Here is a 12991-nt window from a genome sequence, read left to right on the forward strand (position 1 = left end):
CCGCCGAGGCGAGGCGGGCGAGGCCGTCCCGGGCGACGGCGACCCCGATGCCGAAGCGCGCCGCCGCGGCCTCGGCGGAGAAGGGGCCGTGCGTGCGCGCGTAGCGTGCGAGCAGTTCGTCCAGGGGGTGGAGCGCATCCTCGCCGCCATCGCTTTCGGCCGACGCCGCACGGGATCCTTCGATTTCGCGCTGCGCGCTTCGCTCGGGATCACGTAAGGGGGCTTGCGCTTGGCCGGATTGGCTGGCGGGGCGGTTGAGCGCGTCGGCCCACGGGGGGATCGTCGCGCCCAGCGCATCGCGCAGAAACGCCGCATCGTCGACGGCCGCCCAGAGCTCCTTGCCGCCCAACACGACCGTAAACGCCCGATGGGCGCGCTGCAGCTCTTCGAGCAGCGCATGCGCTTCCTCTTCGGTGGCCACTTCGCCGCCCCCTTCGTCCGCTGCCCCGTCGTCGTCCGCTTCGGCGTCCGAACGCATGCGCAACGCCGCCTCCTCGACGGACAGAGGCCCCAGCACGCGCAGCAAGTCGGCCGCGCCCTCGACGCCGCGCATGCGCCGATCGGGAGCAAGGCGCTGCAAGCCGGCCTCCACGCCGGCTATCACGTCCGCGTCCAGCACGTCGCCCAAGTCGGTCGAGCCCAGCAGCTCGCCCAGCAGCGTGGGGTCGAGCGACAGCAGCGACGCGCGTTGCTCGGCGTGCGGCAGGTCGCCCGCGTAGAGGTGCTCGCCCACGTACCCGAACAGAAGCGGCGCCGCGAACGGCGACGGCACCGACGTCTGCGCCTCCACCAAGCGCACCGATCCCGCCTGCACCTGCTCCATCAGCTCGTGCAGCGCCCTCATGTCGTACACGTCCTGCAAGCACTCGCGCGCCGTTTCCACCAGGATGGGGAACTCGCGCTCGCGCCGGGCAGCCTCCAGCAGCTGGCCGGCCTTGAGGCGCTGCTGCCACAGCGGGGCGCGCTTGCCCGGCGCGATGGGCGACATCAGCAGGGCGCGCGCGGCGCATTCGCGGAACCGCGCCGAGAACAGCGACGTGGAGCCCACGCGATCGCGCACGATGCGGTCGAGCTCGTCGGAGTCGAACGCGAACAGCTCGATGCCGGGAAGGCGGGTCTCGGTCATGGGGATGCGCAGGACGATGCCGTCGTCGGCCGCCATGGCCTGCGCATCGTAGCCGTAGATCGCCATGATGCGGTCGGACACCGCCATCGCCCAGGGCTCGTGCACGCGGCGGCCGTACGGCGAATGCAGCAGCACGCGCCAGTCGCCCTGCTCGTCCTCGCAGCGTTCCACCACGAGCGTCTTGTCGTCGGGGATGATGCCCGTCGCCGCGCGCTGCGAGCGGATCAGCTCGACGAGATTGCGCTGCGCATCGTCGTCGAGGCCATCCGCGGCCAAGCGCTCGCTCACCGCACAGGACACGCCGAAGCCCCCCTCCTCCGCCTCCGCATCGTCGCCTTCGATGCCCGCGGCCACCGCGCGCAAGAACGCGCCGCGCATGCGCCCCGTCTCGGCGGGCCGCCCCACGCCTTCGCCATGCCAGAACGGCAGACGGGCCGAGCGCCCGGGCGCGGACTCCACGATCACGCGGTCGCGCGTGATCTCGCTGATACGCCACGAGCTGGTGCCCAACGTGATGATGTCGCCTACTCGCGACTCGTACACCATCTCTTCGTCCAGCTCGCCCACGCGCCGCCGGCCTTGCGCGCCGTCGCCTTCCGGCAACACCACCGAGAACATCCCGCGGTCGGGGATGGTGCCCGCCGACATGACGGCCTGGCGCTGCGTGCCGGGACGCGCCAGCAGCCGCCCGCGCTCGCGATCCCACACGATGCGCGGCGAGAACTCGGCCAAATCGGCCGTCGCGTAGCGGCCGGCCAGCATGCCCAGCACCGAATCGAAGGCCCGTCGCGGAAGCTCGGAATACGGGGCCGCGCGCCGCACGGTGTCGAACCAGTCGTCCGCCGCCAGCTCGTCCATGGCCACCGCCGCAACCGTCTGCTGGGCCAGCACGTCCAGCGCGTTCTTCACGAGCGCCGTCTGCTCGATGCGACCCTCGTACATGCCTTCGGCCGCCACGGCCGCGTCGATGATCTCGGTGCGGGTGCGCGGGAAGATGGACCCCGTCGAGCGGCCGCCCACCTGGTGGTTCGCGCGCCCGATGCGCTGCAGGGCGCTGGCCACCGACGGCGGGGCCGCCACCTGCAGCACGAGATCGATGGATCCCATGTCGATGCCCAGTTCCAGCGACGAGGTGGCCACCACGCACGGCAGCTCGCCCGCTTTCAGCTCGCGCTCCACCTGCAGGCGCTTCTCCTTCGACACCGATCCGTGGTGCGCCTTCGCGATGACGGCCGGCGCGCCCGTGGACATGTCCGCCGTAGAGCCCAGATCCGAGCGGATGGGCGCCGCCGGGGCGTCCGCATCGACGCCGCGCGCGATGCCCATGCGCTTCGCGTACAGGTCGTTCAGGCGCGCCGTCAGCTTCTCGCACAGCCCGCGCGAGTTCACGAACACGATGGTGGTGCGGTGCGCCAGCACCTCGTCGAGGATGGAGGCTTCGATGTAGGGCCAGATGGAAGACGAGCCGAGACGGCTGTCGGGACTCGTCGTGCTCGCCGGGAGCGAGGACTTCGCCATGGCGGCGCGCAGGGCGCGGTCGGACTTCCACGCTTCCTCCGCAGGCGCGCGGCGCGGCCCTCCCCCGCGCTTTCCCGCGCCGCCCCCCGTCAGGTCGCTTCCCCCGAACGTCGGCACGGCGGTCATGTCGCGCACGGGCACGCGCACGCGCACGTCCATGTCGGGCCGCCCCTCGGAGGCGACGACGCGCACGGGATGGGGCCCGCCCAGGAAGCGCGCGATCTCGTCGCGCGGACGCACGGTGGCCGACAGCCCGATGCGCTGCGCCGGCTCGTCCAGCAGGTCGTCGAGGCGCTCGAGGCTCAAAGCCAGGTGCGCGCCGCGCTTGCTTCCCGCCAACGCGTGCACTTCGTCGACGATGACGGTTTCCACGGTGCGCAGCGTCTCGCGCGCCTGCGACGTGAGCATGAGGTACAGCGACTCGGGCGTGGTGATGAGGATGTCGGGCGGGTTGCGCTGCAGGCTACGGCGCTGATCGGGCGTGGTGTCGCCCGTGCGCATGCCCGTGCGCACTTCGGGCATCGCGCCGCCTGCGGCCGCCATGCGCGCCGCGATGCCGGCGAGCGGCGCCTGCAAGTTGCGCTCCACGTCCGCCCCGAGCGCCTTCAGCGGCGAGATGTACAGCACGCGCACGCCCTTGCCGGGACGCTCCTTCTTCGGCAAATCCGCCGTCGCCGCCTTCTCGCGCATAAGCTCGTCGATGGCGAACAGGAACGCAGCAAGCGTCTTGCCCGAGCCGGTGGGTGCGATGACCAGCGCGTTCTCGCCGCCCTCGATAACGTCCCAGGCACGCTCCTGCAACGGCGTGGGCTCGGGAAAGGCATCGAGGAACCAGCCGCGCACCTCGTCGGAGAATCGCGTCAGGGCATGAGGGGTGGGCTCGCGTGCTTCGTCCATGGCGTGCGTCGGCTCCTTCTGAAATCGGGTGCCCCCATGGTAGCGCATGAGCGCCCGCCCGTCTTGCGCAACGGGCGGCTGATACCCGCCCGTTCGCACGACGGCCCGAAGCTCTGCGCATCGCGGTGCGGATAGACGCACTGGGCACGAATCGCAATTGGCTTCACCCCGAAGGGGAAGCCGACCACGTTTCACTCATATGCGTCCGATCACGCATCTCGCTAGATGACCACCTCTTCGTAGTCCAATCCGAAGTCCTTGCGCATCCAGACGAAGAATTCGTCGCAGTCCACCACTTTGATCACCGATGACTCGAAATCTTTCTGATTGCGCGTGACGATTGCATCGGCGCGCATCTCCAATGCCGATTCAAAGATAAGCGAATCTTCCGGATCCTTCCACGAGGCTGCCAGCATCCGATCGACCTCCCGATCGCTGACGGCATGCACGTTCACGAACGTCCGCATCCCTCGCAGCTGCTCAAGCACATGCGACAACAGCGAGCGCTTCCCGCCCTCCGAGAGGATGTAGATAAGATCGGTCACCTGCGACGAGGTGATCCAGAGACTGAATTCCCCCACACGGCCCGCCGTCATGAGCAAGCGCGCCTTTTCGTAATATGGCTCGCGCTCATGCAGATAATCGATAACGACATTGGTGTCCAACAGGAGCTTCATGCGAGCCATATCACATCATGCCCCTCGAACGCAGGCGCTCCATCCTCACCTCTGCCTTAGTCATATCGTCGAAACGAGAAGCGCGCTTCGAGGATAGAGAATCGACGAAGCGAGAAGCAGCGGCCCACTTCGCCTCATCGCCGATACGGCTCGAATCGGCTCGAAGGAAACCCGCCTCCCCCTCCTCGATCATTTTGTCGTACATGAGGTTGATCGCTTGAGAAGCGCTGAGACCCTCTCGCGCAAGGATGCGAGCGCCTTTGCGCTTCTTTTCATCCAGCATGCGTGCCGTAACCATAGAATCGTCCATGCCGACTCCTTTCGTGTGCTCAATTGTACAACCATTTTCGTACAACATCAACGAAGAACAACTCTCGGACGCAAAAAGCCCCCGACGCTCGTTCGCGTCGGGGGCTTTCGTTCATCGTGTTCCTTGAAAACGGCTTACGCTTCGGCGTAGACGTCCTTGAGCTTGAGCAGGTGCTCGTAGCGGTCCATGGCCGCCTTCTCGTTGCGCTCGAACAGCTCGCTGGCGCGCTCAGGGAACTCGCGGGTCAGACGGCTATAACGCGCTTCGTTCATGAGGAACTCCTGGTAGCCGCCCGCAGGCTCCTTGGAGTCCAGCGTGAACTTCTTGCCGGGCTCGGCGGCCGGGTTGAAGCGGAACAGGTTCCAGTAGCCGCAGTCGACGGCCTTCTTCATCTCGTCCTGGCAGTTCGCCATGCCGCCCTTGATGGAGTGCATCTCGCACGGCGAGTAGCCGATGATCAGCGACGGTCCGGGATAGGCCTCGGCCTCGGCGATGGCCTTGATGGTCTGGGCCGGCTTGGCGCCCATGGCAACCTGCGCCACGTACACGTAGCCGTACGCCATCGCGATCTCGGTGAGGCTCTTCTTCTTGACATCCTTGCCCGCGGCCGCGAACTGGGCGACCTGGCCGATGTTGGTTGCCTTCGAAGCCTGACCGCCGGTGTTGGAGTACACCTCGGTGTCGAACACGAACACGTTCACGTCCTCGCCGGATGCCAGCACGTGGTCGAGGCCGCCGTAACCGATGTCGTAGGCCCAGCCGTCGCCGCCGAAGATCCAGACGGACTTCTTGTTCAGGTACTCTTTGTTCTGCAGGATCTCGGGCGCCTCCGGGCAACCGTTCTCGGCAGCAGCCTCGAGCGCGGGAACGAGCGCCTCGACGGCCTTGGCGTTCGCCTCGCCATCGGCCATGGTGTCGAGGTACGCCGCGATAAGATCCTTGGTCTCAGCCGGCGTCTTGTCGTTAGCTGCCATGGCTTCCAACTTGCCGACCAGGCGGTCACGCACCGCCTCGTGACCCAGCAACATGCCCAGGCCGTGCTCGGCGTTGTCCTCGAACAGGGAGTTCGACCACGCAGGCCCGCGACCCTCGGCGTTCACCGTATACGGCGACGTAGCGGCCGGACCGCCCCAGATGGACGAGCAACCCGTGGCGTTCGCGACGTACATGCGATCGCCGAACAGCTGGGTGACCAGCTTGGCGTACGCCGTCTCGGCGCAACCGGCGCAGGCGCCGGAGAACTCCAGCAGCGGCTGCTTGAACTGGCTGCCCTTGACCGTGGCATCCTCGAGCGCGGGCTTGTCGGACACGTTGTCCACGCAGTAGTCGAACACGTCCTGCTGCGCCAGCTGGCTTTCCGTGGATACCATTGCCAGCGAGTCAGACGGGCACACGTTCACGCACACGCCGCAGCCCATGCAGTCGAGCGGCGAGATGGCCAGCGTGTACTGCAGGCCGGCAGCGGCCTTGCCCTTCGCAGGCACCATGACGGTAGCGGCGGGAGCCGCAGCAGCCTCTTCCTCGGTGAGGGCGAACGGGCGGATGGTGGCATGCGGGCACGCGAAAGCGCACTGGTTGCACTGGATGCACGTGGCGGCATCCCACGCGGGCACGCTCACAGCCACGCCGCGCTTCTCGTAGGCGGCCGCGCCCTGCTCGAACTGGCCGTCGGCGTGGTCGACGAACGCCGACACCGGCAGACGGTCGCCGTCCATACGGCCGACCGGCTCCATGATCTCGCGCACCATCTTCACCACTTCGGCACGACCCTCGAGCGTCGGAGCCTCGTTCTCGTCCACAGCGTTCGCCCAGCTTGCAGGCACCTCCACCTGCACGAACGCCGTGGCGCCCGCGTCGATGGCGCGATGGTTCATGTCGACGACGTCCTGACCCTTCTTCATATAGGACTTCGTGGCGGCGTCCTTCATGTACTGCAGCGCCTCGTCCTGCGGGATCACGTTGGCCAGCGTGAAGAACGCCGACTGCAGGATGGTGTTCGTACGCTTGCCCATGCCGATCTCAGCGGCGAGGTCGATGGCGTTGATGGTGTACAGCTTGATGTCGTTGTTGGCGATGTAGCGCTTCGCCTCGGCGTTCAGGTGGTGCTCAAGCTCCTCGGGCGTCCACTGGCAGTTGATCATGAACGCACCGCCCGGCTTCACGTCGTTCACCATGCGGAAGCCCTTGGTGACGTAGGAGGGGTTGTGGCAAGCCACGAAGTCGGCCTTGTTCACATAGTAGGTGCTGCGGATAGGCGAGTCGCCGAAGCGCAGGTGGCTGATGGTCACGCCGCCGGTCTTCTTCGAGTCGTACTGGAAGTATGCCTGCACGTACTTGTCGGTGTGGTCGCCGATGATCTTGATGGAGTTCTTGTTCGCGCCCACCGTGCCGTCGCCGCCGAGGCCCCAGAACTTGCACTCGATGGTGCCCTCGGCTGCGGTGTTCGGGCTGTTCGGATCCTCGGGAAGCGACAGGTTCGTCACGTCGTCGACGATGCCCACGGTGAACTCGCGCGCCGGCGCGTCCTTCTCCAGCTCCTGGTAGATGGCGAACACCGAAGACGGAGGGGTGTCCTTCGACGCCAGGCCGTAGCGGCCGCCTACCACCGTGAGATCGGCGCGGCCCTCGTGCGCGAGCGCGTTGATGACGTCCATATACAAGGGCTCGCCGAGCGCGCCCGGCTCCTTCGTGCGGTCCATGACCGCGATCTTCTGCACCGTCGCGGGCAGCGCGGCCATGAACTTCTCGCTCACGAACGGGCGATACAGGCGCACCTTCACGAGGCCCACCTTCTGGCCCTGGGCGTTCAGATAGTCCACGACCTCCTCGACCACGTCGCAGAACGAGCCCATGGCCACGATCACGCGGTCGGCGTCGGGCGCGCCATAGTAGTTGAACAGCTCGTAGTTCGTACCCAGCTTGGCGTTCACCTGGTGCATGTAGTCCTCGACGATGGCGGGCAGCGCATCGTACACGCCGTTGCACGCCTCGCGATGCTGGAAGAAGATGTCGCCGTTCTCATGGCTGCCGCGCATGGCCGGACGCTCGGGGTTCAGCGCATGCTCGCGGAATTCGCTCACAGCCTCCATGTCGCACATGTCGGCGAGATCCTCGTAGTCCCACACGGCGATCTTCTGCACTTCGTGGGAGGTGCGGAAGCCGTCGAAGAAGTTGATGAAAGGAATGCGGCCCTTGATGGCGGACAGGTGCGCCACGGCCGACAGGTCCATGACCTCCTGCACGTTCGTCTCGGCCAGCATGGCGAAGCCCGTCTGGCGGCACGCCATGACGTCGGAATGGTCGCCGAAGATGGAAAGCGCCTGGGTGGCCAGCGTGCGCGCGCTGACGTGGAACACGCACGGCAGCTGCTCGGCGGCCATCTTGTACATGTTGGGGATCATGAGGAGCAGACCCTGGGAAGCCGTGTAGGTGGTGGTCAGCGCGCCTGCGGCCAGCGAGCCGTGCACCGCGCCGGCGGCGCCGCCCTCGGACTGCATCTCGCACACCTTCACCGTGGTACCGAAGATGTTCTTCTTGCCGGCAGCGGACCACTGGTCCACCAGGTCGGCCATGGGGCTCGACGGAGTGATCGGGTAAATGCCCGCCACCTCGGTAAACGCATAGGAGACGTACGCGGCGGCGTTGTTGCCGTCCATAGATTTGAATTCTCTCGTCATATTCCTCTCCTTCGAAGGGGATGCTCACCCGACAAAGGCGCATCGGGGCTCCGACCTTCTGCTCTTGCTCAGCTTGCTTCGCCTGACAGAATACACGGCATTCATGATACCAGCCCGAAATCGCGTTGCGGTGCGACGAATACGATGGGCGGCACGCCGCGGTCGCCCCCGTCGGTAGGCGGCGGAAGGTTTGCGCGCGGCGGTCTGGGCGCGGTTCCGCACGAGCCGAACGGCCCAGCGAGCTGTTTGCGCGAGCAGGACCGTTCGAGCGCCAGACCACCGTGCGCCAGCCTTCTCGCTAGATGCCCTTGAGTTCTTTTCCTAGCTCCTCGGCGAGAGCGGGGAGCAGCACGGCGAACGTGTCGTCGATCGCCTTCTTCTTGAGCTGGCATTCCCAGATCACATGGACGGTCCAGCCTAGCTCCTCCAACGCGGCGCGGCTGCGCTCGTCGCGCTCGACGTTACGCTCGAACTTCACCACCCAGTATTCCACGTTGCTCTTCGGCATGCTGGGCTTGCAGTGCGGGCACCTGTGCCAGAAGCACCCGTTGACGAACAGCGCCACCCTCTTGCCCGGCCACGCTACGTCCGGGTGCCCCGGCACCTTCCACTGCAGCCGATACCCCGTCAGGCCAGCCGCGCGCAGGCGCTCGCGCACCAGAAGCTCGGGCTTCGTGTTGCTGCGCTTGTTACCCTTCATGGACTTGCGCACGGCCTCGTTCGAAGCGGGCGGCGCCAGCAACTTGGCGGGCGCGGGCAACGCTGGACGCGAGAGACGGACAACCAGTGCGGGAAACGGTCGGTTTTCGCGGCTGAGGAACGCCGTTAGCCAACTGTTACTTTTATCGCTCTTTCGTATCATGCGGCGCATGATACCACGTATTTCCCCTGGTGAATTATTCTCGTATTTGAACAAATATAAGAACATTGATCTTACAAGTTCTTTATTTTCTGGGGGTTTTCCCGGATAATGGGCACTGCTGTTGTGCGCGTGCGCAAGCACGCACGTACGTTCGGGGCCTCCTGCCCCGATACCGAAATGGAGGGAAACCAATGGAACAGCCTTTGAAAGCAACTTTGTCTCGCCGCACGTTCTTGGCGGGCAGCGCCGTCGCGGCGGCTGCAGCAGGCCTGACTCTGGCCGGCTGCGGTGGCGGCGGCGAAACGACGGACACCCCGTCGACCGATGCCGGCACCGACGCCGGCGCAGCGGCCCAGGGCGGCACGCTGACCGGCGCCATGGCCTACACGAGCACGAACGTCAACCCGATCGGCAACAGCTCCGCGCTGATGCTGGCCGCCACGTGGCATGTGTTCGAGGGCCTGTACGACCTCGATCTGCACACCTACAAGACCTATAACGCGCTTGCCGCCGGCGAGCCCACGAAGGTCTCCGACACCGAGTACGAGGTTGCCCTGCGCGACGGTGCCAAGTTCTCCGACGGCACGGACGTCACCACCGCCGACGTGGTGAACGCGTTCGAGAAGAACATGGCCGACGCCACCTACGGCGCCTTCCTCGAATTCATCGACACGGTGTCTGCGAAGGACGACAAGACCGTCTCCTTCACGCTGAAGTACCCCTTCGACAGCCTGCTGAAGGGCCGTCTGAGCGTGGTCAAGGTGTTCCCCGCCTCGCTGACCGAGGATGATCTGAAGACGAAGCCGATCGGTTCCGGCCCGTGGGTGTACGACACCATCAACGGCGACGACGGCGGCTCCATCGAGTTCGTGCCGAACACGAACTACAACGGCAAGTACGCCGCTACGGCCGACAAGATGCACTGGGACATCCTGCTCGACGACACCTCCCGCACCACCGCGCTGCAGGAGGCCACGGTCCAGGTCATGGAGAACGTGCCCGACGCCAACGCCGAACAGCTCATGGCCGCCGGCGCGTCCGTCGACTACATCCAGGGCTTCAACCAGCCGTTCTTCATGTTCAACACGCTCAAGAAGCCGTTCGACGATAAGCGCGTCCGCCAGGCGTTCTACTATGCCGTGGACGTGGACAAGCTGATCTCCAACGCCATGGCCGGCCATGCCGCGAAGGTGACGAGCTTCCTGCCCGAGAGCCACGAGAACTACCACAAGGCTTCCACGGTGTACACCTACGACCCCGAGAAGGCCAAGAGCCTGCTTTCCGAGGCCGGCGTCACCGACCTGAGCTTCGAGCTGATGACGAACAACAACTGGGTGAAGAACCTGGCCGCCGGCATCAAGAACGACCTCGATGCCATCGGCGTGAACTGCACCATCAACGAGACGAAGATCGACTGGGCGTCTCTGGCCGAGTCGGCCGACGTGCTGCCCTACGACGTCATGCTGACCCCGGGCGACCCGACCTGCTTCGGCAACGACCCCGACCTGCTGATGTCCTGGTGGTACGGCGACAACGTGTGGACCCAGGGCCGCAGCTGCTGGAAGAAGGCCGGCGACGGCAAGTTCGACGAGCTGCAGACCCTCATGCAGCAGGCTCGCGAGGCCACCGGCAACGAGCAGCAGGAGCTGTGGAACAAGTGCTTCGACCTTCTGGCCGAGGAAGTTCCGCTGTACCCGCTGTTCCACCGCGAGCTGGCCACGGGCTACCAGGAGACGCAGATCACCGGCTTCGAGCCCATCGCCACGACGGGCCTCGTGTTCCTCGGTGCGAGCGTGAAGGCGTAAGCGCGCGCTGTGAACCCGTAGAGCAAGGCAACCCCCAGGGCTCGCTCCGCAAGGAGCGGGCCCTTGCTTTTGAGAAAGAGGCCCTATGAGATCCTTTTCCATTCTCGGCGATTCCATCAGCACGTTCGATGGATGCAACCCCGACGGATTCGCCGTGTACTACCAGGGCGAACGCTGCGAGCAGACCGGCGTGACGTCGAGCGCCGACACCTGGTGGTCCCAAGTTATCGAACGCCTCGGCGGACGGCTGCTGGCGAACAGCTCGTTCTCCGGAAGCCTCGTGGAAGGCGCCGGCTTCCCTGCCGGAAACAGTCAAGAACGCATCGACGCGCTGGCCGAAGACGGCGTGCAGCCCGATGTCGTCATCGTGTTCATGGGCATCAACGATTACGGCTGGGGCGGCGCGACGGCGCAAGCCGCCGGCCGCGGCAACGCCGTGCCCGTCGCGCTCGATCTTGACGCCATCGAACCGCACGCCCCGGCAGCCGCCGCGCCCGGCGCGATCGACCGCTTCCGCGCCGCCTACGGGCTGCTGCTGGAACGGATGCGCGCAGCCTACCCGCAAGCCGAGGTATGGTGCTGCACGCTCTGCCCCGGACGCGTGGCCGGATGCCCGAGCCCCACGTTCGCATGGAACCTGCGCGGCGCACCGTTCAAGAGCTACAACGACGCCATTCGCGCTGCTGCGCGAGAGCACGGCTGCAACGTGGCCGACCTCGAGGCATTCGGCATAGACTACGAGGCCGTCGACGGCACCCACCCCACCGCACGGGGAATGCGCCAGCTGTCCGCTTTGATCGCGTCGTGCATCGAAGGTGCCGAACCCGATGAACGACTGCTGCCCGCCGACCTGTTCGACGAAACGTTTCGCTCCGGGGAGCTATGTCCCGGCGAGGCATGCGTCGGATGCGAGCATGCCCGCGGAACCGGGAGCAGCTGGTTTCTCGTATGCGAACGGAATCCGTCCTAACTCGAGCGGCGAGGTCGTACCGACGGCGTCGGACACGAAGCAAGATCGTTCTTATTTCTCCGCATAATCAGTGCGAATCATATAAAATACCATTGGTTGTCTACGCCTTACCGCGCCTGCGCGCGCGATGCAGGCAGCAGTTTGTCAGTGCAAGCGGGCTTTCGAGCCCACGAAGCGAAAGGGGGATACGGTGAGCAACCTGCTACGATTAATCGGACGACGCCTCATAGCGTTGCCGATCATGATCTTCGGTGTCACCATCCTCGTCTTCTTCATCATGGCACTCTCTCCTATCGACCAAGCGTATTCGGTCCTTGGCGAGAACGCCACTGAAGCCCAAGCCGAGCAGTATCGCGAGGAGCACGGATTGAACGATCCCATCCTCGTGCAATACGGTAACTTCATCGTCGGCCTCGTACAAGGCGACCTCGGCACCTACGGCGCGAACAACGCCTCGGTGGCCGATCGCATCGGCGAAGCTCTGCCCGTCACGTTGCAGTTGACGTTCTTCGGCCTCATCATCGGCGTGGTCATCGCAGTGATTCTCGGCGTGATCTCGGCCTTGTATCGGGATCGATGGCCCGACCAGATCATCCGCGTGTTCTCCATCGCCTGCATCGCCACGCCGTCGTTCTGGCTGGCGGTGCTCATGATTTTGCTGTTCTCCTCGATGCTGCACGTGCTGCCCGCCTCCGGCCCGCTGCCCTCGCTGACGGCCGATCCGGGCGGTTGGCTGGCCCGCATGGCCATGCCTGCCATCGCGCTGGGCGTTCCCGTGGCCGGCCAGCTGACGCGCGTCATCCGCACGTCCATGGTGGAAGAGTTGGACAAGGACTACGTGCGCACCGCGCTGGGCGCCGGCATCCCGAAGCGCGTCGTGGTGGCCCGCAACGTGCTGCGCAACGCGCTGATCACGCCCGTGACGGTGCTCGGCCTGCGCATCGGCTACCTCATCGGCGGCGCCGTGGTCATCGAGGTCATCTTCAACCTCCCGGGCATGGGCATGGCCATCCTCTCGGGCATCCAGTCCAGCTACACGATGCTCGTGCAGGGCGTCGTGCTGTGCGTGGCCATCACCTTCATCATCATCAACATCATCGTGGATATGCTTTATATCCTGATCGATCCGCGAATCAGGACGGTGTAGCA

Annotated in this window: 8 protein-coding genes; 3 read left to right on the top strand and 5 right to left on the bottom strand. The window is 65.6% G+C overall.

Annotation, left to right across the window (positions count from 1 at the left end; translation table 11 throughout):
* The 5 genes from HMPREF1023_RS10630 to HMPREF1023_RS10650 all read right to left on the bottom strand — a co-directional run.
* On the bottom strand, window positions 1–3541 hold a 3541-nt coding region (locus HMPREF1023_RS10630), incomplete at its 3' end, for a DEAD/DEAH box helicase (RefSeq protein WP_232228714.1).
* Window positions 3542–3762: 221 nt separating this feature from the next.
* Window positions 3763–4227 (bottom strand): PIN domain-containing protein, encoded by a 465-nt coding sequence (locus tag HMPREF1023_RS10635; RefSeq protein WP_009306317.1) that lies wholly within the window; start codon window positions 4225–4227, stop codon window positions 3763–3765.
* A gap of 1 nt (window position 4228) precedes the next feature.
* Window positions 4229–4576 carry a type II toxin-antitoxin system RelB/DinJ family antitoxin gene (locus HMPREF1023_RS10640; RefSeq protein WP_227101050.1) on the bottom strand — a complete coding sequence of 116 codons (348 nt, stop codon included), beginning with the start codon at window positions 4574–4576 and terminating at the stop codon, window positions 4229–4231.
* 86 nt (window positions 4577–4662) lie between these two features.
* Window positions 4663–8205 (bottom strand): pyruvate:ferredoxin (flavodoxin) oxidoreductase, encoded by a 3543-nt coding sequence (gene nifJ, locus HMPREF1023_RS10645; RefSeq protein WP_009306321.1) that lies wholly within the window; start codon window positions 8203–8205, stop codon window positions 4663–4665.
* A 298-nt stretch (window positions 8206–8503) separates the two neighbouring features.
* On the bottom strand, window positions 8504–8917 hold the full coding sequence (locus HMPREF1023_RS10650) for a very short patch repair endonuclease (RefSeq protein ID WP_232228715.1): 414 nt from the start codon (window positions 8915–8917) through the stop codon (window positions 8504–8506).
* A 353-nt stretch (window positions 8918–9270) separates the two neighbouring features.
* Here HMPREF1023_RS10650 and HMPREF1023_RS10655 point away from each other — a divergent pair, with 353 nt between their 5' ends.
* The 3 genes from HMPREF1023_RS10655 (at window position 9271) to HMPREF1023_RS10665 (ending at window position 12989) form a co-directional block, all read left to right on the top strand.
* Window positions 9271–10872, top strand: coding sequence for an ABC transporter substrate-binding protein (locus HMPREF1023_RS10655; protein ID WP_226844417.1), 1602 nt, complete (start codon window positions 9271–9273; stop codon window positions 10870–10872).
* Window positions 10873–10957: 85 nt separating this feature from the next.
* A complete protein-coding gene (locus HMPREF1023_RS10660; protein WP_009306324.1) occupies window positions 10958–11842 on the top strand; it encodes an SGNH/GDSL hydrolase family protein in 885 nt (294 codons plus the stop codon).
* A 190-nt stretch (window positions 11843–12032) separates the two neighbouring features.
* Window positions 12033–12989, top strand: a complete 957-nt coding sequence (locus tag HMPREF1023_RS10665; RefSeq protein ID WP_009306325.1) for an ABC transporter permease — start codon at window positions 12033–12035, stop codon at window positions 12987–12989.
* The last annotated feature ends 2 nt before the right edge of the window (window positions 12990–12991 follow it).

This window comes from Eggerthella sp. 1_3_56FAA (assembly GCF_000185625.1).
Classification (GTDB): Bacteria; Actinomycetota; Coriobacteriia; order Coriobacteriales; family Eggerthellaceae; genus Eggerthella; species Eggerthella lenta.

What these genes read in the sequence shown, in the direction of transcription:
- HMPREF1023_RS10660 (WP_009306324.1), top strand. Translation starts at nt 10,958, where the DNA reads ATGAGATCCTTTTCCATTCTCGGCGATTCCATCAGCACGTTCGATGGA.
- nifJ (WP_009306321.1), bottom strand. Translation starts at nt 8,205, where the DNA reads ATGACGAGAGAATTCAAATCTATGGACGGCAACAACGCCGCCGCGTAC.
- HMPREF1023_RS10635 (WP_009306317.1), bottom strand. Translation starts at nt 4,227, where the DNA reads ATGGCTCGCATGAAGCTCCTGTTGGACACCAATGTCGTTATCGATTAT.
- HMPREF1023_RS10640 (WP_227101050.1), bottom strand. Translation starts at nt 4,576, where the DNA reads ATGTTGTACGAAAATGGTTGTACAATTGAGCACACGAAAGGAGTCGGC.